The sequence below is a fragment of the Chitinophaga fulva genome (assembly GCF_012927205.1).
Taxonomy (GTDB): Bacteria; Bacteroidota; Bacteroidia; order Chitinophagales; family Chitinophagaceae; genus Chitinophaga; species Chitinophaga fulva.
On sequence record NZ_JABBGC010000004.1, the window covers coordinates 90,886 to 112,684 of the forward strand.

15 protein-coding genes are annotated in these 21,799 nt (G+C 50.3%); 8 read left to right on the top strand and 7 right to left on the bottom strand.

Annotated elements, in window-relative coordinates:
• The first annotated feature begins 2 nt into the window (after nt 1–2).
• From zwf to HHL17_RS28735, 3 genes are all read left to right on the top strand, one after another.
• Nucleotides 3–1,508: a glucose-6-phosphate dehydrogenase gene (gene zwf / locus HHL17_RS28725; RefSeq protein ID WP_169228306.1), complete on the top strand. Its 1,506-nt coding sequence runs from the start codon at nt 3–5 to the stop codon at nt 1,506–1,508.
• 126 nt (nt 1,509–1,634) lie between these two features.
• Entirely contained in the window at nt 1,635–2,360 is a 726-nt protein-coding gene (gene pgl, locus HHL17_RS28730; RefSeq protein ID WP_169228307.1) for a 6-phosphogluconolactonase, read from the top strand.
• A 173-nt stretch (nt 2,361–2,533) separates the two neighbouring features.
• Nucleotides 2,534–3,292 (top strand): amidohydrolase family protein, encoded by a 759-nt coding sequence (locus tag HHL17_RS28735; protein ID WP_169228308.1) that lies wholly within the window; start codon nt 2,534–2,536, stop codon nt 3,290–3,292.
• 37 nt (nt 3,293–3,329) lie between these two features.
• Here HHL17_RS28735 and HHL17_RS28740 read toward each other — a convergent pair whose 3' ends face one another.
• The gene (locus HHL17_RS28740; protein WP_240975993.1) at nt 3,330–4,793 is read right to left on the bottom strand and encodes an FMN-binding glutamate synthase family protein; all 1,464 of its coding nucleotides are present in this window, start codon (nt 4,791–4,793) and stop codon (nt 3,330–3,332) included.
• A gap of 401 nt (nt 4,794–5,194) precedes the next feature.
• Between HHL17_RS28740 and HHL17_RS28745 the strand changes: the two genes are divergently transcribed.
• The 5 genes from HHL17_RS28745 (at nt 5,195) to HHL17_RS28765 (ending at nt 13,298) form a co-directional block, all read left to right on the top strand.
• Entirely contained in the window at nt 5,195–7,804 is a 2,610-nt protein-coding gene (locus HHL17_RS28745; RefSeq protein WP_240975994.1) for a family 20 glycosylhydrolase, read from the top strand.
• Nucleotides 7,805–7,955: 151 nt separating this feature from the next.
• Complete coding sequence (locus HHL17_RS28750; protein ID WP_317166629.1) at nt 7,956–10,145, top strand: DUF5916 domain-containing protein; 2,190 nt, start codon at nt 7,956–7,958, stop codon at nt 10,143–10,145.
• A 540-nt stretch (nt 10,146–10,685) separates the two neighbouring features.
• A complete protein-coding gene (locus tag HHL17_RS28755) occupies nt 10,686–12,044 on the top strand; it encodes a peroxiredoxin family protein (protein ID WP_169228310.1) in 1,359 nt (452 codons plus the stop codon).
• A 352-nt stretch (nt 12,045–12,396) separates the two neighbouring features.
• Complete coding sequence (locus HHL17_RS34000; protein WP_240976050.1) at nt 12,397–12,549, top strand: hypothetical protein; 153 nt, start codon at nt 12,397–12,399, stop codon at nt 12,547–12,549.
• Nucleotides 12,550–12,968: 419 nt separating this feature from the next.
• Nucleotides 12,969–13,298: a LytTR family DNA-binding domain-containing protein gene (locus HHL17_RS28765; protein ID WP_169228312.1), complete on the top strand. Its 330-nt coding sequence runs from the start codon at nt 12,969–12,971 to the stop codon at nt 13,296–13,298.
• Nucleotides 13,299–13,410: 112 nt separating this feature from the next.
• On the opposite strand, the gene HHL17_RS28770 is transcribed toward HHL17_RS28765, so the two are convergent.
• The 6 genes from HHL17_RS28770 to HHL17_RS28795 all read right to left on the bottom strand — a co-directional run bounded on the left by HHL17_RS28770 (nt 13,411) and on the right by HHL17_RS28795 (nt 21,758).
• Entirely contained in the window at nt 13,411–14,118 is a 708-nt protein-coding gene (locus HHL17_RS28770; protein WP_169228313.1) for an AcvB/VirJ family lysyl-phosphatidylglycerol hydrolase, read from the bottom strand.
• Between the two features lie 44 nt (nt 14,119–14,162).
• Nucleotides 14,163–16,748: a phosphatidylglycerol lysyltransferase domain-containing protein gene (locus HHL17_RS28775; RefSeq protein WP_169228314.1), complete on the bottom strand. Its 2,586-nt coding sequence runs from the start codon at nt 16,746–16,748 to the stop codon at nt 14,163–14,165.
• Nucleotides 16,749–16,851: 103 nt separating this feature from the next.
• Nucleotides 16,852–18,402, bottom strand: a complete 1,551-nt coding sequence (locus HHL17_RS28780) for a T9SS type A sorting domain-containing protein (RefSeq protein ID WP_169228315.1) — start codon at nt 18,400–18,402, stop codon at nt 16,852–16,854.
• A 67-nt stretch (nt 18,403–18,469) separates the two neighbouring features.
• Entirely contained in the window at nt 18,470–19,393 is a 924-nt protein-coding gene (locus HHL17_RS28785) for a hypothetical protein (RefSeq protein ID WP_169228316.1), read from the bottom strand.
• 33 nt (nt 19,394–19,426) lie between these two features.
• The gene (locus HHL17_RS28790) at nt 19,427–21,094 is read right to left on the bottom strand and encodes an autotransporter outer membrane beta-barrel domain-containing protein (protein ID WP_169228317.1); all 1,668 of its coding nucleotides are present in this window, start codon (nt 21,092–21,094) and stop codon (nt 19,427–19,429) included.
• A 226-nt stretch (nt 21,095–21,320) separates the two neighbouring features.
• A complete protein-coding gene (locus tag HHL17_RS28795; RefSeq protein ID WP_169228318.1) occupies nt 21,321–21,758 on the bottom strand; it encodes a universal stress protein in 438 nt (145 codons plus the stop codon).
• Nucleotides 21,759–21,799 lie beyond the last annotated feature (41 nt).

The window sequence follows — 21,799 nt, forward strand, 5'->3', positions numbered from 1 at the left end:
ATATGCAGATCCATAAACGCCCTCCTGCTTCCATCCTCTTTATTTTCGGAGGCAGTGGCGATTTGAACTACCGAAAACTAACACCTGCGTTATACAATCTTTTCCTCGACGACTGGATGCCCGAGCAATTCGCTATTGCCGGTTTGGGTCGCAGCCCATACTCCGACGACGATTACCGCACCCACCTGCTGGACGGTATCACCAAGTTCTCCCGCAGAAAAGGTGAACAAAACGGTCACTGGAAGGATTTCAGTCAACATGTGACTTACCTCCAGATGGACGCGGAAGATGCTGCAGCCTATTCCAAACTGGCAGACTTCGTGAAGCAGAAAGAAGAGGAATGGGGCGTGCATCCCAATGTGATCTTTTACCTCGCGGTAGCGCCGCAGCTGGTGCCCAATATCGCCACCCGTCTCGGTAATCTCAACCTGTGCAGCGATAAGCATTGCACCCGCATCGTAGTCGAAAAACCATTCGGTCACGATCTGAAAAGTGCCCATGAGCTGAATGAGCTGCTGGCATCTAAATTCACCGAAGAACAGATTTTCCGTATAGACCACTACCTCGGCAAGGAAACCATCCAGAACATTCTGGCTTTCCGCTTCGCCAATGCGCTCTTTGAGCCGGTATGGAACCGTAACTTCATTGATAACATCCAGATCACGGCAGCTGAAAGCGTAGGCCTCGAAGGCCGTGGCGGTTATTATGAAAGAGCCGGCGCCTTGCGCGATATGGTGCAGAACCATATCCTGCAAGTCCTCTGTATGATCGGTATGGAGCCGCCCGTGTCTTTCGATGCCAATGAAATCCGCAATAAAAAAGTGGACGTGCTCAATGCTATCCGCCGTATTACACCGGATAAAGTACACGAATATGCGGTACGCGGTCAATACTCTTCCGGTTGGAAAAAAGGCGAGAAAGTAGTTGGTTACCGCGAAGAGAAAGGGGTAGACCCGAAATCCAATGTGGAAACCTACGCGGCGGTTAAATTCTATATCGACAACTGGCGCTGGCAGGGTGTACCTATCTATGTGCGCACCGGCAAATACCTGAACCAGAAAGCGACCAATATCATCCTGCAGTTCAAGGAAGCGCCCCATTACGCGTTTCCGCAGGAAGCAGCCCAGACATGGCGCCCTAACAGGCTCACCATCAGCATTCAGCCGGAAATGGATATCCGTATCCGCTTCCAGGCCAAACGTGCCGGTCAGACCATGACACTGGACCCTGTAGATATGACCTTCAATTATGAAGACGCCAACGGGGAACATGCACCGGAAGCATACGAAACCCTGCTGCTCGACGTGATGGAAGGGGACGCCACCCTCTTCATGCGCGGCGATCAGGTAGATGCTGCCTGGAAAGTGATCATGCCCATCCTGGAAACATGGGAAAGCCGCACACCGCAAGACTTCCCGAACTATTCCCCGGATTCATGGGGGCCGGATGACGCGGATGCGCTTATCGCCAGAGACGGACATACATGGATTAACTTACCTTCTAAATAAATTGCGGACTACGGATTGCGAATTACGAATTGAGAGACCATTTTTCAGGAGTTACTATGTAACCTGCTGTCATAAATAAGTCCTCTATTCGTAATTTGTAATCCGTAATTCGTTATTCAAAATCTTATGGAACTACATATCGCCAAAGATCCCGCCCAGCTCAGTGAAAACGTGGCTGCATGGATCAGCAACTATATACAGGAAGTATTACAGGACCAGGAAAAGTTCACCTTTGTACTGTCCGGCGGTAATACCCCCAAACAGTTATACTCGCTGCTGGCAAAACCTCCTTATGCTGAAATTATTCCCTGGGAAAAAATACACTTCTTCTGGGGCGATGAACGCGCCGTACCATTTGAAGATGAACGCAACAACGCCCGCATGGCTTATGATGTGCTGCTGGACAAAGTGCCGGTAAACCCGGATAATATCCATGTAATGCGCACAGATATCGGCCCTGAGCAGTCCGCCCAGGAATATGAACAAATACTGCGTAAATATTTCAAAGACGAAGAGCTGACCTTTGACCTGGTGTTATTGGGAATGGGTGATGATGGTCATACTTTGTCCCTCTTCCCCGGTATGCCGGTTGTACATGAAGAAGAGGCCTGGGTGAAAGCCTTTTTCCTGCCCGCACAAGACATGTATCGCATCACGCTCACTGCTCCGGTGGTGAATGATGCTGCCTGCGTGCTGTTCCTGACTACCGGCGGCAATAAGGCCCTCACACTGAAGAGCGTGATAGAAGGTACTTACGATGCTGATAAATTCCCTTCCCAGCTGATCCGTCCGCAGGAAGGTGAGCTGCACTGGTTTGTGGACGAGGCGGCTGCCTCCGCCATGGAACTATGATAGACAGGATTATTGCTGATTCGCCTGATACGTTTATTGTTTGAATAATAATTTGAGTTGGAGAGGCCTATATATTGCACCAAACAAATTATTTTTTATTCAGTAATTAACCGTTACTTTAATGCGATAAACGCATCAGGCGAATAAGTAGTAATCATGTTATTCACAGTTTTATGTTTGATAAGCCCATATATGATGCACATTTGCATATTATTGACCCCAGGTATCCTTTGATCCCCAACAACGGATACGTTCCCCCTACCTTTACCGTTGCTGATTACCGCGAAAAAGTGGCAGCACTTCATCTGAATGTAACCGGCGGCGCAGTGGTGTCCGGCTCTTTCCAGGGTTTTGATCAACAATATCTGCTGGCGGCCTTAAACGCATTGGGGCCCGGTTTTGCAGGTGTTACACAGATCCCTGCCAATACGACCGACGAGGAAATTATCGCACTTCACCATGCAGGCGTACGCGCTGTACGTTTCAACATTCAGCGTGGCGGCTCAGAAAGTATTCAGTATCTGGAGCAATTGGGCAGGAGGGTGTATGACCTCGTTAAATGGCATGTGGAACTGTATATCGATTCCCGGCAACTGCCCGGTATTTCCACCACGTTGCATAAGCTCCCCAAGATCGTGATCGATCACCTGGGCTTGTCAAAAGCAGGTTTTAAATACCTGCTGCCATTGGTGGAAAAGGGCGCGATCGTTAAAGCTACCGGCTTTAGCCGCTGCGATTTTGATGTGGTCACCGCCATGCGGCAAATCACCGCCATCAATCCGGCGGCACTGGTATTCGGTACAGACCTGCCATCAACAAGGGCTCCGAAACCTTTTGCGCTGGCAGACCTGGAGCTGATCACCAAAAATTTCCCACTGCCGCTGGCAGAGAAAATTTGCCGCGATAACGCCCGCGCCCTGTATCAGTCATAAATTTCCTGATTGTTTGATTCGGACATTTTAGTGTTCTCTATATCCCGAAATTCCAGGTGTCTGTTGTCACGGTGTCCAGTTGTTCCTTCAGATGAGCAGGTATCTGGTCTGCGAGCAGGAAACCCTGTGGCGTGCTGGGATAGATATCTTCAAAAGTGCGGATCTGGTTCATGAACACCCGGCGGAAGATATGCCGGCGGGTAATTTTATGCGGTTCCGGAAGACCGATGGCCGCTGTCAGTTCCACAGCGCTCTCAATCGTATCGCGGTGATAGTTGGCCACCCGATGTTTTTTATCATCCACCACAAGACCGCCGGCCAGCCATTTGTCTTGCGTAGCTACGCCGGTAGGACAACGGTTGGTATTACACAGCAACGCCTGTATGCAGCCGAGGGCCATCATCATAGCACGGGCACTGTTACAGGTGTCTGCTCCTAAAGCCAGTGCGCGAAGCAGGTGGAAACCTGTCAGCACTTTACCGGAAGCAATAATTTTTATATGGTGGCGGATGCTGAAGCCTGTCAGCGTATCATGAACAAAGGCCAGTCCGTCCATCAGTGGCATACCTACGGAGTTGGAGAATTCCGGAGGCGCAGCACCGGTACCACCTTCTCCACCATCTACCGTAATAAAATCGGGGTAGATATCTGTTTCCATCATCGCTTTACAGATAGCGTAGAACTCTCGGTGCTGGCCGATACACAGTTTAAAGCCGACTGGTTTTCCATTGCTCAGCTCACGCAGCTTCCTGATGAAAAGCATCATCTCGCGTGGACTGTTGAACGCCTTATGGAAAGGAGGGGAGTAGACAGTCGTATGTGGTTGCACATGACGGATAGCGGCAATCTCCGGTGTGTTTTTAGCCGCTGGTAAAATGCCTCCGTGCCCAGGCTTAGCGCCCTGTGAGAGTTTCAGCTCAATCATTTTTATTTGTGGCAGCACACTTTTTTCTGCAAACAGCTTGTCGGAGAAATTACCATTTTCATCGCGGCAACCGAAATAACCGGTACCAATCTGCCAGATAATATCGCCGCCCTGTTTCAGATGGAAGTCGCTGATGCCTCCTTCGCCCGTATTGTGCGCAAAGTTGCCGATTTTGGCGCCTCCGTTCAAAGCCTCTACAGCATTGGAACTGAGCGAGCCGTAACTCATGGCGCTCACGTTGAAGATGCTGGCGGAATAAGGCTGCCGGCAATCGCGGCCACCAATGATCACCCGCGGGTCCTTGTTCATCGTATCAAAATCGTGCGGCTGTATGGAATGGGCCATCCATTCATACCCTTCCGCATATACGTTGAACTGTGTACCGAAAGGCTGCGAGTCCAGCTCCCGCTTGGCCCGCTGATAAATAGTGGACCGGTCCACCCGGTTCACCGGGCTGCCGTCAATATCACTTTCCACAAAGTACTGGTAGATCTTGGGGCGCAGAGACTCCATCCAGTAACGCATACGCCCGAAAATGGGGTAGTTGCGGATAATCGCATGTTTTGTTTGCATCATGTCCATTGCCCCCATAATAATGAGCGGCAAGACAAGAATAAGCAACCAGTAAACCCAGGGGAAAAATAAACCAAGACCAATGATCAGAATCAAGCTTGCAATCGAACATCCAATAAACGCTTTTGCCATAAAATAAATCGTTTAATCGTTAGGTTACTAAAGTTAAATAAATATCCTCAGAACGGTGCCGTCATGCTGCAATCGATTAACAAATGCATCCGGAGGATTGTTGCGGCTAAGGGCGCGATGTACGCTTATTTGCATTTGTGGCGGATAGGTTTTATATTACACGGATGCTGTGGAGGGTATTAGACAAGACCGGTACCAATGCCATTTTTCATCCACCTGTATTCATAACCATTGTAGCATTCATTTTTATCGTTTTTTAATTTATTCAAAACATGATCAGGCATAAGTTTTTAGGGAAACTCATGACAACGGGACTGTTGCTCGCCGGCACCACCGTTTTTGCCCAGACCAAAAAAGCTGCTCCGTTTGACGCTACCCGCTTGAAAACCAGCTGGGAAGTGGGAGAAAACAATTACCAGGGGAAAGCCAATTTCCTGTCTACGTTCACTTTTGTCAATACCAGCGACAAACCTTTTCCCGCCAAAGGCTGGGAGTTGTATTTCAACTTCGTGCGTACGGTGAAAGATGGTGTTTTGCCAGGGAATGTAAAAGTAGAAGGTGTCAACGGTGACCTGTACCGCATTACGCCAACAGCAGATTTTGCCGGTATTAAACCGGGAGACTCCCTGAAACTGGGCATCGTAGGCGATGCCTGGGCGGTTAACTTCACAGATGCTCCGGCCGGTCTGTACCTCGTATGGGACGACCAGAAAGAAACCGGTCTGCCGATAAAGGACTATACCATCCGTCCTTCTACTACTGCCAAACAACTGATGCGTTATCCCGGCGATAAAACAGCGGTCATAACGCCAACGGATATATTTAAACAGAATGCTGCCATCAAGGATATTCCTGCTTCGCAGCTTCCTTTGATTTTCCCTACACCGGTGTCTGTTACCGCCTCCGGCGGGACGCTGGTGCTGGATGCTCCCCCGGTGATCAAAACGGATGCAGGTCTGGAAGCGACAGGCAAGTTCCTGGAAAATGAAATGACGACCTTACTGGGCAAACGTGCTCCCGGTAAAAAAACAGTGACCTTCCAGCTGGATAAAAACCTCGCAGCCAATGCCTATACGCTGAAAGTGACGCCGGAAGGCGCCACCATCACGGCCGGTAGCGATGAAGGCGCGTTCTATGCTGTTCAGTCCCTGAAATCCCTGATAGCGCCTGCGGCATGGTCTGCAGTGCAGAAATCCGTTACTATTCCGGGCGTACAGGTGAGCGATCATCCGCGTTTCAACTATCGCGCATTTATGATCGATGTGGCCCGTAACTACCATAACAAACGTGACCTGCTGCGTATCCTCGATGTAATGGCACTGTATAAACTGAACGTATTACACTACCACTTCAGCGATGATGAAGGCTGGCGCCTGGAAATACCGTCCCTGCCGGAGTTAACGAAGGTGGGCGCTAAACGTGGCCACAGCACCGACTGGAAAAACATGTTGCCACCATCTTACGGTTCCGGCCCTGACACCAGCAATGCTGCCGGTTCCGGTTACCTCACCCGCGCCGATTTTATAGAAGTACTGCGTTATGCAACGGAAAGGCATATACGTGTACTGCCGGAAATAGAAACGCCCGGTCACGCCCGTGCTGCGGTAAAATCCATGGAGTCCCGCTACTACCGCCTGAAAGCGGCTGGTAAGGATAAAGAGGCCGCTGAATATCTGCTCACTGACCTGGAAGATAAATCCGAATACCGTTCCGTGCAGAACTGGAATGATAACGTGATGAACGTTGCCCTGCCTTCTACCTACCGTTTCTTGGAGAAAGTGGTGGATGAACTGCAATCCATGTACAAGGAAGCTGGCGCACCGCTGACGACTGTACACATGGGCGGCGATGAAGTGCCTCATGGTGTGTTTGAAAAATCTCCCGCTTGTCTGGCACTCATGCAGCAGGACAAAAGCCTGAAAAATGTCAATGACCTGTGGTACTACTACTATCGCAAAGTGAATGACCTGCTGAAAGCCCGTGGCCTGGAAACAGCCGGCTGGGAAGAAGCCGGTATGCGTAAAACCACCATCGACGGGGAAGGGGCCAGCATTCCCAATCCGGATTTTGCCAACGACAATTTCCAGCTCAACGTATGGAACAACGTGATTGGCGGTGGTCAGGAAGATCTGTCCTATCGCCTGGCGAATGCAGGTTACAAGATCATCCTGTCTGGTGTGAGCAATTTCTACTTTGACATGGCCGCCATGAAATCCTTCGATGAACCAGGATTCTACTGGGGTGGCTTTGTAGATGTGGACAAACCATTCTATTTCATTCCTTTCGATTATTATAAAAACTCCAAAGTAGATGGCAGAGGTAATCCTGTGACACCTGCTATGTTTGTGGGCAAAGACAGGCTGACAGGTTTCGGCCAGTCCAATATCCGTGGCCTGCAGGGTTTATTGTGGAGCGAAACCGTGACCACTTCCGACCGGATGGAATATATGATGCTGCCTAAGCTGCTCGGTCTTGCAGAAAGAGCATGGGCGCAGGACCCGGCCTGGGCTACCGAAAAAGACACCGCCAAAGCAGACGCTATGTACGCACAGGCCTGGAGCGTATTTTCCAACGTAATGGGCAAACGTGAAATGCCAAGACTGGACCACTACAATGGAGGCTACAACTGGCGTATTCCTACTGCCGGCGTATCAGTAGACGAAGGCACGGTAAAAGTGAACGTGCAGATGCCGGGACTGGTGATCCGTTACACCACTAACGGTGAAGAACCTACGTTAAAGAGCCCGGTATACAACGGTCCTATCCAGGCCGGTGGTAAAGTAGTGAAAGTAAGGGTGTTTAATACCCGCGGCCGCAGCAGCCGTACTACTACGGTGAAAGTGCCGCAACCCAGCGCACAGCTGAAAAACAACCGGAACTAATAGTTTCTTCGGATATTATAAAAGCAACATCCCCGTTGATACCTATCAATGGGGATGTTGCTTTTTGTATGGTATTTACCTTTCATCCATTTTCTCTAACGCCGTTTTTCCTTTTTTGTATTTTGTTTGTTCAACCCATAACAACCAAACTGTGCGTATCATTCCACGTGTATTGTGCCTTTTGTGCTGTATCACTGTATCGCTGGCAGCAAAGGCGCAACAGCAGAAGAAAAACGAGTCATTCCATCTGCGGATCAAGAAAGCTACATCGTCCATCAAAATTGATGGTATCATTGATGAACAAGCCTGGCAGGATGCAGATATCGCCGGCAATTTCCATATGGTGCTGCCTATGGATACCAGTGCCGCCCGGCTGCGCACTGATGTCCGCATGACGTATGATCAGCAGCATATTTATCTGCTGGTAGAAAGTTATACGCCGGATGCAGGGCCTTATATGGTGGAGTCGCTCAGACGGGATTTTGCTTTTCTGAAGAATGATAATTTCCTGCTTTTTATGGACCCCTTCGATGATCAGACCAATGGCTTTTCCTTCGGCGCCAATGCAGCCGGTGCACAATGGGACGGGCTGATGTATGATGGAGGTAAGGTGGACTTGAGCTGGGACAACAAGTGGACTTCCGTTGTGAAAAACTATAAAGACAAATGGGTGTTTGAAGCGGCTATTCCATTTAAGACGATCCGGTATAAAAAGGGGATTACTCATTGGGGGATCAACTTCAGCCGTAATGATCTTAAAACCACGGAGAAATCTGCCTGGGCGCCGGTGCCGCGGCAGTTTGCCACAGCATCGCTGGCCTATACCGGCAGCCTCGACTGGGACACGGTGCCTCCTGCGGCAGGCCCGAATATCTCCCTGATACCCTACCTGTTGGGCGGTATCGCCAAAGATTATGACAAGGGCACTCCTGGTAAATTCCGCCGGGATGTTGGCCTCGACGCCAAAGTAGCAGTTACCTCTTCCTTAAACCTCGATCTGACGGTCAACCCCGATTTTTCCCAGGTAGATGTGGACAAGCAGGTTACCAACCTGGACCGTTTTGAGCTGTTCTTTCCCGAAAGAAGGCAGTTTTTCCTGGAAAACGGGGACCAGTTTTCGAACTTTGGATATAGCACGATACGGCCCTTCTTCTCACGGCGTATAGGCCTTGGCGTGCCTATTCATTTCGGCGCCCGGTTAAGTGGCAAGTTGAATAAAGACTGGCGCCTTGGTGTGATGAACATGCAAACCGGCAAACAGGAAGAGACCGGGTTGCCGGCGCAGAACTTTACCGTAGCGGCTTTGCAGCGGCGCGTGTTTTCCCGTTCTAATGTAGGCTTCATATTTATCAACAAGGAATCACTGAATTACGATCCGTCCAAGGTAGAAGATAAGCCCGTTTATTCCCGCTACAACCGGAACGTGGGACTGGAGTACAACCTGGCGTCTTCCAATAATTTCTGGACGGGCAAGGCCATGTTGCTGAAGTCGTACAGTCCGGGTAAGACCGGCCACGACTTCGCGCACGCCGCCAATCTGCAATACACCAGCAAAGTATGGAACATCAGCTGGCAGCATGAATATGTAGGACGGAACTATAATGCTGAAGTGGGGTATGTGCCGAGGCAGGGTTATATCAAAGTGATGCCGCAGGTAACCAGGCTTTTCTTTCCGCAGTCCGGCGTTGTGTTGAGCCATGGGCCGCAGGTGACCAGCACCTGGTTTATGGATGAGAATTTCCATCGTACAGATAACGAATCCATGTTGAACTATGGCATCGTTTTCCGTAAGCGTAATACCCTTAATATCTGGGGCTCCAATACCTATATACAGCTGTTGAATCCTTTTGATCCCACCAATACCCGCAAAGACAGCCTGAAAACGGGCACCCGGCATAACTGGAATACAGTCGGCGCCGATTATGTGTCCAAGCCACAGAGCCTTTTCACCTACGTTTTCTCCGCGCGGTACGGCGGGTATTACGAAGGGGGCACCCGGTTGATGACCAATGCAGAACTGGGATACCGCTTCCAGCCTTATGTGAGCATTGCGCTCAGTGCCAATTATAATGATATCCGGTTGCCGCAGCCCTGGGGCAACAATTCCTTCTGGCTGGTAGGTCCGCGCCTCGATGTAACGATGACGAATACACTGTTCTTTACCGGCTTTATGCAATACAACGAACAGCAGAAGAACATCAACCTGAATACCCGCTTCCAGTGGCGGTATCGTCCGGCTTCCGATCTGTTTATTGTATATACCGATAACTATCTGCCGGAGCCATTATATGTGAAAAACAGGGCGTTGGTGTTGAAACTGGTGTACTGGTTTAATATTTAGGGCCTAACTTATATGGATATACGTTTTTGAAAAGTACAGAACGATGTTCGATTTTTTATGAACGCTGATCCATTACTGGCGGTTACTCCATCACCTTGACGGTGCTGGGTAGCCGCCCGTCTCCAGCTCCCCGCCATCATCTTCGTTCTCCGTCTTCGTTCTCCGTTTACCGTCTTCACTCTCCATCTTCACTCTCCGTTTTCGTTCTTCATCCTCACTTTCCACCTTCTTTCTCCACCTTCACTCTCCGCCTCCGGATACTTCAATCCGCCCTGTAATTCAATCGATTTCTCAATAAGTGTCGTAATTACCCCATTTCTGCCTCTTTTTACCATTTTTTGTTAATAAGCAGATGTTTAGATCTCATTAACATTTCAATTCGCAATTCCATCTATCATTGTGATCGAAAAAACACAATGGCCGCATCCTAAAAAAACTAAAACAGCTCAAAACATCAGAGTTTTCATTTACTATCGTTGTGAATACAACCCCCTGCGGTTTTTACTGTGGGGATTTTTCATGTCCCTAAAATTGTCGTGTATGAAACGTCCCCTAACACTGTCGCTTTTATTTTCAGTAGGATTCCTGATGATAGTGCAACTGGCATCTGCGCAGGCATTTATCACTATTACAGGCAGGGTAAAAGGTGGTAACGGTCAACCGGTATCGGTTTCATGGTGGAGTGAACCGGGTGTACTGCCAGCAAAAAGCCAGGATACCTTATTACAAAAAGATACTTTTTGTTTCCGGCTACCGGCTGAACCGGTAGCGGTGTTGTTTTTTTACCTGGATGCCGGCGGGTCGCGTAACTTTTACGGCACACTGCGGCCTGGTGACAGTCTGTCGCTCACCTTTGCAGAAGATACACTGATACTGGCAGGAAATGGTGCAGCTGCTTGCCGGGCGCAATACCTGTCGCGGAGGGCACAGGAGCGGGTACCACAGCCGAAGCGGGATGATGTGCCTTCCCGGGTGGCATGGTACCGTCAGCAAATGACGGCTGCAGAAGCTGTCTTACAGCATTACCACGATAGTCTTCCCGCTTCTGAATATGCCGTTGTGCAGGCCAATGTACTGGGGGAAACCGCTGCCAAGATGATAGCTTGTCTGTGGCATGCATCGCCGAATGGGATTGCTTTAGTGCAGCAGGCTTCCTTATACCAACAGGTGATCTTGCCTTCCTTACCGGCTATTATTCCTTCCGATACTACGGCGTTGGCTATACGTTATCTGAATTATCTGCTCCAGAAAGCGGAAGCAGATTATTTTATGCAGCAACATAACCAATGTACTGACCGGGAGATCTATGACTGGATCAAATCACATTATACCGGTATCCTGCGGGATAAACTGCTGGCGCATCAGTTGCTGCAAAGCCTTGCTGCCGGCGGGCAACAGGAGGTGCTGGCAAATTGTGCACAGGATTACCTGTCCATTGTGCAGCATGCTGCGTGTAAACAGGCCATTGCTGCCAAGTATGGCAAAATAAAGAAAGGTATCAGTAAAGGTATGCCAGCACCGGGTTTCAGCTTCCCTGACAGTGCTGGTCACAGTGTCAATCTGAATTATTTTGCCGGCAAGGTGGTGCTGCTGCATTTCTACGATGCAGATGACCAGCTGCTGCCTTCTCTGTCGGAAATCAATACCTGCTTCAATAAGGAGGAGGTGGTATTTATTCATATCAATTGTAACAACAACGCTGCTCCGAAGTATCCAGGCGTACAACTGCGTGCCGACGCGCAAATCGCCAATGTATTGGAACAGTATAATATCAGCCGTTACCCCGCGCTGATCGTGGTAGGCAAGAACGGTAACATCTATGCGACAAGGCCGCCGGATCCCACTGCTGATCACGGCGCAGCCCTTGCTGACATCATCTATGCGGCATTATTGCAGTAGCCCCATTTTTCTGCTTATATCCAATATTTTATCTGGTGAGGCGTTAAGAAAAAGTACGCAGAACAACCGCATCAGCGCCATTGACCCGCAGGCGATTTTTAGAGAGAAACCCGTTTAAATCAGTTTACTAATATTTATAATAAAATATATATATGGGAATTCTGGTTTAATCTTAGTTATTATCGTAAATTCAATATATAACCGTTAAGCCCCTCTATGCCACATGCCAAAGCGTTATTTTGATCGACTACAAACCATTGATTACCTAATCAGGATCAAAGGGACCGGTAAACCCGCTCAGTTAGCCAAGCGGCTTCGTATTTCCGAACGAACACTCTATGAATTCCTCAAAATGATGAAGGAGTTAGGTGCTCCCATTGAGTACGACCGGTACAAGGAAAGTTATTACTACTCAGAAAAAGGTGGTTTCAACATCCGGTTCTCCAAGAACCTCGTTACCGCCGCTGGTACAGTAATGATGCTCCTCCTGATCAATCTCTGGTAAAAAGTCGGCGCCCGATTCACCTACCAGATCACCGGTATGTAATCACTGCGCTTCAGCCGCCCCCAGTGGGCCTAAGATTTACACCAGCAGGTACTACCACCTGCCAGTCCGAATCTTTTGTTACATTCTGAAAAATGGACAGCCAACAGGACCACATTCCTGTCCTGTCCATTTTTTTATTAAGCTTAAAATATTTACAAGTGGTTAACAAATTCCTGCTTTATTCCCCTCATATTTACCAAGATGAATTATAACCCCGTTTGCTCCTCAACCGGCTCAAACCAGGGTCCTATATAAAAGACTTTTTTATAACGCGGTTTAGATTAGATTTTAGATTACACGCAGGTTTCTCTCCAGTCACCTGCTTCTTTCTTATATTCACCAACAATCTTATCGCAATCGCTACCAAAACAAATCTTATGTCCCGTAATTATTTTACGCTCCGCTGCGGTGACCAGCATGAAAAGATACCGTATGATGAGCTGCAATACCTCGAAGTGATGAACGACCACATCCTGCTACACCTGCAGGAAAAACGCCTCGCTACCATGGAAACGCTCGATTGGATCATGTCCCAGCTCCCCATGTCAGCATTCCTGCGTGTACATCAATGGTTCGTAGTGTCTTACCGCCATATTACCCAGCTGGGAGAAGATCATCTCATGATCGGGAATGTCAGAATTCCTGTCGGCCAACAGGCGCTTTCATCCCTCACTGCTGCGATGGCCGGGAAGGTAACGGAAAGCTGATCAGACCATCATGATAATTTCCCTGTGGCAGCAGGGTGCCGGATGATAAACAATGATTCATCCGGCTAACCTCCTCATGCCCCATACTCCGGAAAAATTGTAGCTGACTGGGTTATCGGATGGCTGACAGTATCTTGCCTGCCACGCCATTGGCATCCTCATCATAGGCATGCCCGCCAGGCAACACCAGCTTCCGGTAATGTGCTATGGTAAGATCTGAAAGGTTAAAATCCTTCTCTCCGGCCCCAAATACCAGCAAAACAGGCTTGTCGGTAATACGGTTCATTTCTGCGGTGACATTCATCCCCTTGCTGGACGACCGGCCCAGCATATCGGAAATGTGCACCTCCATATCTGTAAAACGGGAAGGAGATAAAAAAACAACCTGCGTAACCTGTGAGGAAATATTCTCCGGCAGCTGGTTGTAGATGAAAGGCAACACATCGGCGCCCAGGGAATACCCAATCAGTATCACCCCGTGATTGCTGCTCCAGGCCGACTGGTAATACCGGATCAATTCTGCTACATCGGTGGCCGCCTGTTGAGGGGTTTTTTTATTCCAGAAATATTTAAGGGCATTCAACGCCACCACCGGATAGTTGTGCTGCTGAAATGCATCAATCATGTTGGCGGAAAACTTCTTCATGCCGCCATCTCCGGTAATGTAGAGAATAAGCGGCGCAGTACTGCCGGCAGCAGGGGCTTTCACCTGTACGGGCAATTTGTTCACATTGGTCTGTGCAGGCAACTGTAAAGCGGAACATAGTAATAATCCTATCAGCCACCACCTGCCTGTCTGTAATAAATCTCTGGTTAGCATATACAAAGATATCTCCTTCCTCCAAATCAAAATCTGTTCCGTACTCAGGGCTGCATCACCTTGCTCAGGGCGGCCGGTAGCTGGATCAAATCAAAATCGTGTTCGTAAATGAGGTACTTGTTGGTCCACATCGTGGCATATTTGTCCTTGAACTCCCGCAACCCCTGATAATGCCGGAAGAAGCGAAGTTTCTCATAGGCATATTTTACCATCTTTTCGGCGGTGTTCTCGGGTTGGCTGATACCGGACATCGGTACCATGCCCAGATTGAGGAACTGCAGGCCTTTGGCCTGTGCGTCCTGTATCAATGCAATGATCAGCGCATCCATCACGCCGCCGGGCGCATTGGTCCGCTTGCGGATCAGGTCATAGGTACACTCGCCGGGCGCATAATCCGGGATGATATTGAGGAAGGCGGCAATGTTGCCGTCTGCATCGGTAACGGTGATCACGTCCTGGTCCCGCATGGCTCCGGCATCGAAAAGCCCCTGTGAAAAAGTCATCTCTTTGACTTCATATTGCTGTAGCCACTCGTCGCTGACCACTTTCAGTGCGGATAACATGGCAGAAGACTGGGGCGCTGTATGCATTTGGGTTACATAACCCTTATTAGCCAGGCTGTTGAGCGCATTACGCAGGGATTTTTTATCCTTGCCACTCAACGTAAAGTCACGGATATCCATAATGGCTTCCTGCCCAATCAACATCTTCTTCTTTTTCAGCTGACTGAAATAGTAGGTGCTGTCTTCATCTACCCGGTAAAAAGCAGGCCGCAGGCCCATCTTCTTACATTGTTGTTCAAACTCCTCTAACAGCAGCAGTTTATTGTCTTCGCTGCAAACCGGTTCTTCCAGCACAATGGCAAAACTACTGGCCACCCGGTAAGCGATAAAACCTTCGTACTGATCAGATACATACAGGATCTTATCTTCTCCTACCTTAAAGTAGTCCATAGGTGAATCACCATACTGACTCAGGTAAAACCGCGCTTTCTCCAGCGTGGTGTTGTTATGCTTCGATACATGCAGGTAGGGCCTGATGATCGTATAAAAGAGGAAAGCCCATGAGCTGGCGCCCAGTACCCGGATAGCCGACATAAACTCGCGCGCAAACCGTGTTATGGGCTGCAAACCATCATCTTCCAGCAGCATAAAGCAGTGGAATGCATGGCGCAATGACTGTTGCCAGGTGAAGTCAATCCCAAAGTGTCGTACGTTCAGAAAATAAAAACCGATGGTGCCAAAAAATAATACCAGCAGGAAAGTCGCCACTGCCGTGACTACCCCGATGTTCACCAGTTGCGGATTGCTTTTCACACGGTATTGCCGGGCAGTGACCAACAGCAGGAAACTGGTCACCAGCGCGAGGCTGGCCTCTTCATAATCCAGCGCTTTACCGATGTGGCCAAATACGGATATCAATGATACGGATAGCGCTACAATCCACGCGCTGCGCAGCCCTCTGAAAAGAAAAGTGGCCGTTACCAACAGGATAAGCCCGGAGAATACCACCAGCAGATTGGAGGCATGGATGGAGGTACCGGGGATATAAGCCCGCAGCAGGTGCATACGGTAGGCTAACGGTGGCGTCAGTACGGAGAATATGTTGACCATTCCCAGCAGGAAAATCAGGATGGGAGGCAGCAGGCGCAGCACCAGATCACGACCTTTCAGTGCAAAGGCCACCATGCCGGCGGCCAGCGGCAGCCAGAATTCAAACAAACGGAATAACAAGGTTATCTCCAACGCCTCCAGGGTGCTGTAGCCGTAATTGCTGAGCAGGTAAGCCAGCGAAAGCTCAATGGCCCCCAATCCACGCAGGAAAGGAGAGATGATCAGGAAGATGGTGGCTACGATATAGCCCACGCAGGCCGCTTCCAGCGAAGGTGTTACGCCGGTGGCCAACATACTGAGATAGAGATGTGCCACGCCGGCCACTTCTATCAGTACCGAAGCCAGCACTGTATAGGTGAAAGACGGCAACGACAACTGAAAGGTGAACATTTCGTCCACTTTGTGCGCAGTGGCCGGAAAGTACTGTATAAGCAGCTGATAGGCTTTGCCCTTGGTTTGCATGGACCGGACCAGCCATACCACTACCGCCAGCAATACACAGATGGCAGCGAGGCCCCAGCCGGCGTCTTTCATACTGCCGGTATGCAACATGGCGTACAGCACCACCGGGATGCCTACCAGGAAAACCGACAGAATGCCGATAAAACCATAGATGCCGGAAGCCTGATGTATCTGTTGTTTGTGCAACTGTGTCCGCCGCAAGCTTTGCGGCACATAGGCCAGCGAACTGATACCACCGGCAGGCAGGAAGACAGATAACAGGTTCCGTTTCAGAAATAGTTCGGTGCCCAGATAAGTATTCAGCCTGGAACCAACAGCGCGGAAACTGAAGACGTACATGAGCGCCTGCAATAAAATGTAGATGGCTGTGACGCCAATGCCAATCATCACCCACACACGGTCGGCCTTTTCAATAGCAGGCACCAGTGACTTTAGTTCGTGACGTTGGGAACGGAAAAAATAAATTGCTAACAGAATAAACAATAAGGCTAACATCTCCTTCCAGTGGAGCTTACGCAGAAAAGCTGCAGACAGGATCTTTTTTTCAAAAGGCATGGTAAATGGTAATACGTGATTTTGTTGTCAACCCACAAAGTTAACCCTCCCGTTGGTGTAAAATCTGCGTAGTAAAGAGTTTAAGCGTATTTTAATATCTGCGTTATTCCATTAATACGATTTTTTCGGTATGTATAGTCTGCCCATTTTCATCCAGGAATTGTAAGAAGTAGATACCTCTGGCAAGATAAGATGGGAAATCCAGCTCATAATAATTGCGGGTAGGCAGCGGCTGCTGGTATTCCTGCGTAAGGATACGCCTGCCGGGGACATCCAGCAGGGCGATGGCTTTCACATGAATACCGGCGCCGTAATAGATATGGACAACCCGGCCACGGACAGGATTGGGCCAAACAGTGATATCGCCTTTGGTATTTTTACCTTTTACGAGACGGATAGGCCCGTAGAAGAAACTGCCATCAGTCATGATGACTTTTAGCCGGTAGAAAATAAATTGATCATTGGGTTGATAATCAGTGCCGGCATAGCCGATGGGGAAATAGCTGATACCGCCCGGCGCACTGCTCTTGACGAACCCGATGGAGTCGAAGTCAGCGGTGCCGGCATATTTACGTTCAACGGTGAAGCCGGCGCAGAAATATTCGCGGCCTGTAATCCAGCGTAGTAGCACGCTGTCGGTATTGCTGCTGCGGGTGGCTTCAAAATATTGCAGGGTGGTCCTTTCAGGGCTGTTGACTGTTTCTGCCACCAAGCTGGTGAAATAATTGGCTGTCGCCAGATGTTGAAATGTCCTGACGCCATAGGCTGCCTGGTTGTCTGGCCCGGTGGTGGAAAAGATACTCGGCGATACCGGCGCGGCCCGTTGCGCTGCCACATCCCAGCCGGAGGGAAGGTAACGGGCCAGGTAACTGGTGTTACGGTTGGCTTCATATACAGGGCCTTCATCACCCAAACCGTGTACCAGCCAAAGGCTGATAGCCGCGTCCGGTTGAGATACATCAATCTGCCAGGTTTTGTTGACGCTCGTCAGCAATAAGTTACGGCCGGTAGTAAGGTCCAAGAACGAACTATCAGTAACGCCTACACGAAAATCTGCTGTTGCGCCTTTGTTGGCAATAGCCGCCGGTGTAAAGGAGGAGGGTTGGGTACCGACAGGAAATACAACAGTACCATCGGAAGTACCGATCTGTTTACGGTACAGGAAACCGCCCCCGGTGACAATAAAGCGCTGCGGGGAATAATGCCGGATATCTCCCGGGGTATGGTGTCCTACCACGAGGTTCCAGCCGTTGAGGAAAAGATGCCCTTTTCGTATATCCAGCACATTTACCACTTTCATATCGCTGAGATCGTCGAGTATCACACCCGGAGAGGTTTCCACGCTGACATTGGGAAAACTGGCGCCCGTATTCATGACGGCGCTAAAGCCGCCGGTGATATGCTGGTACAGCGCCGGATCAGGCTGGGCGAAGCGGAATAGCCCGCCGGCAGCGCTGAAGCCGTCACTGCTTTCATCATGGATAGCGGCGTTGTTGCTGTTACGCCAGCGCAACCCATAGAAATTTACCACGGAGCCGGTTGTGGAGAGAATATCGCCTTCATTGACCATATCCCCGAAGATGCTGATGGTATCTGTGCTGAAGATACCGATCCGTGCATTGGGATGCAGCCATGTAGCTACCTGTCCCGCCATGGTGGCGGGAAGCAGTAAAAGGAGCGATATGTACAGCAGGTACCGGATAAAAGTTTTTTTAGGCCGGCTAATAGCCGATGACCGTGAGAAAGACTTTATGTGTTTTATCAGTGTCTTGCGCCAGGCTGTTTGCTGCCAACACTACCGTGGTGCCGCGGACGATGACTATGTTGACGGTAGTCAGCGTATAGCTGGTCACGATGGGAATGGGCGCATCTGAGACGCCGTTGCCGGTGCCGCCCAGACCAGTAACCTGAATGCTCAGGATATTGGTGAAACCGGCAGTGGAGATGTTTGCTGCGATCGAACCCCCGCCTATGTTGTACAGTGTGTCTGACCATATTTTCATGGTATTGGTCAGCGGGGAAGATGAACTTTTGTTGTAAAACAACGGAGCGGTGGCCGTGCGTACCACATTGCCGGAAGCATCCACGCCGATACCGGCAGCACTGGTCGTCACGGGTGAGGCGCTGGTAAGGTTTTGCAGCAATACGCCCGAGGTGTTGGCAACACCGCTGGTCACGTGTAACACGGCGGTAGGCGAGGGGGTGCCAATACCAACATTGCCGGTAGACGAGATGGTGATCCGTTTTGTATTGTTGGTCCGGAATACCAGGCCTGTGGCATCGGTGGTGCCAATGAATTTCGTAATGGTGTCAGTGCCGGCATTGCCGGTCAGTTTCCAGTTACTACCGGTGACGGCTATACTATCGGCCAGCCGCGACCAGCCGCCGTTGCGACGTACCATCACGCTGCTGGCAGGGATATAGTAGATCAGCATGCCATCGGGGGAAGCCGAGAGCGGCGTCACGGTGGTGTCCTGTATGCGGGGTAGCAACAGGCCCTGGGACTTCGCCCTGATTTCCAGCAATGCTGATTTGGTGGTGGCTGAGACGGTATCGCTCAACAGCAGCTGTTGCGCCTGCAGCCCCTGCCACAGCAGCAACAGCGCGCAGGTGAGCGCGCAGCCATGCAATATGTATTTCAGCATAATAACAGTTTAGCACCAGTAATGTATCGTTGTCTATTTCTTGATGACCCACCAGTTGGTGCCGTCTGTTTGAATGGTTACATAGGTGTAATTGTTATAGATGGTGTAATTGCTGCCGCCTTCTATTTGTCCGCTGGATGGTTGGATTACCACGCTGTTATCGATGCTGCCGCCGGTTTTTTTGATGGTGTACACACGGCCAACGATGTTGGTGCCAGGAGGGAGCGTGATGGTAACGGAGCCGGAGGAGGCGTTTACCAATACGGTGTTGTCTGTTTCGGTGAGACTGCCGGAGCTGTTGACAGACCGGATGTTCATGGACATAGATCCGCTTACCTGCAGTGTGGAATTGGCGCTGGCGGCGCTGCCAATGTTAGCGCCTTTGCCTACGGCGAGGGAATCACGCAGGGTTTTGTTGCCCGCAAAGGTCTGCGTGGAATCGTTGACCACACCTCGTGCAGTAGTGCTCGCATCAGGTACATTGATGGTAATCCGGTTGGTGACGGACGTACTATCGATATTGACATCAGTACCATTTTTACCGGTGAGGAAAGAGATGGCCGGGCCGGTTTGACCGTTGATCTGCCGGATGCCTGCGGAGAAAGCAGTGGAGTCTACCAGCCTGTTTTCAATGGCGCCGGTGGTGGGATTGCGGAAAAGCACACTGGTCGTGGCGGTGCTTACATTGGGCGGTGCTGTGGCAAGTGTTACGTTTCCGGTGATATTAGCGCCGCCGCCGGTGATACGGAGGCCGCTACCCACCGTTGCCGTGCCGGTTACGCCGAGGCTGCCAGCCATGCTGGCGCTGTCGCGGAATGTTTTTACGCCGGCGAAGGTTTGGTTGGTTACAGACACGCCACCCGGATTGGTCGCGTCAGCGGCCACCATTTGCAGGGTGCCCGTAGCGGGGTCCAGCGTGAGGCCGTTGGCGTTAGTAGGAGTGTTCACAAAGGCGCCAACAGTGATAGCCCGTTGTTTGCTGCTGAAGCTCGCCCAGTCGGCGTAGGTCAGCAGACCGGTTTTCTGCGTAGTGCCGTTCACGATAGGAACGTTCATGGTGATGGTACTATCAGCCGCGGTGGTGGTAACGCCATAAGCCGCATTGGCAGTATCTGCTTTGATGGTAAATCCCTGTTTAGCTACGCCATTAAGTGTACGGATCGCATCATTAAATGCGGCGGCCGAGAGGTTACGTTGATTGACGGTGCCTGTAGCCGGATCGATGACGAGCACGCTGATCAGCGAAGTGCTGGTGGGCACCTGTTTGAGGGCTACGTTCTGATTGGCAGCGATGCTGATGGCTTCGGTGCCGTTTGTCCTGATAGATAGGGGCTGATTATCGGAGGTACCGATATAATTGGCCGAAGTAGTACCGGCGTTGCCTTTGAGTTGCCAGCTGCTGCCTGAAACAGCGAGGCTGTCGGCCAGTTTGGCCCAGTATCCGCCGCGGCGCACCATCAGGCTTTGGGTGCCGGTGAAGTAGATGATCATCCCATCGGGGGCGGTGGTGAGCGGTGCCAGGGTGGTGTCCGGAATTCTGGGGAGGAGCAAACCCTGGCGTAGGCTTTCCAGTTCGAGGATGGAAGCTTTGTTGATGGTAGCCGGATTATCACCGATTTTGAGCTGCGCCCATACTGCCTGGGACGCTAACAGTAATAGCAACAGCGCTGCCAGGCGAAGAGTTGTGTAGTTCTTTTTCATGCACAAGGAAATTAAGGGGTGAGTGGATAATGGAAACAAAGCGGTATAGGGCCCGGATTTGGGGCTGTGCAGTGGGGCGGATGTACGGAATTTGCAGTAACTAATTCAATATAAATATACGCTTTCCCGTTAGGTTGCCATAAAAAAAATATCCCGGCAGGAGCCGGGATATCTGCAACAGGCAGGGCCGTTTGCTGTTGTCTTATAATTGTTGAGTGTTTGTTGCCTAGTGTTCTTCTTTGTTGTAGGGGATCACGAGTACGGGTATACGAGCGTGACGGATAATGTATTCCGCCGTGCTGCCTACCAGCATGTGGTTGAGGCCGGTGCGTCCATGGGTGCCTACTACCAGTATGGCCGTTTCCCCATTGTGGGCCTCATCAAGTGTTTCATTTTTTGGATTGCCGGTCGTTACACGGATGTTGATATTGGCAGCCGGGTATTTGTCTTTGTAAGTCTGAAGAATGTCTTCTGCTTCTTTAATCCTGCCTTGTATGTCATCGGTAAATACGGGACCAGCTTCCGGCAGGCCGAGGCCTATGCCGATTTCGATCACGGTGAACAGCGTAACGGAAGCGTGCATTTTTTCAGCCAGCTCAACGCCTGCGTTGATCACCTGTTCGGAGAATGGACTCAGGTCGACTGCGATCAGAATTTCTGCCATATGCGGTGTATTTATGTGTGAATAATTATTCATTTATAGTT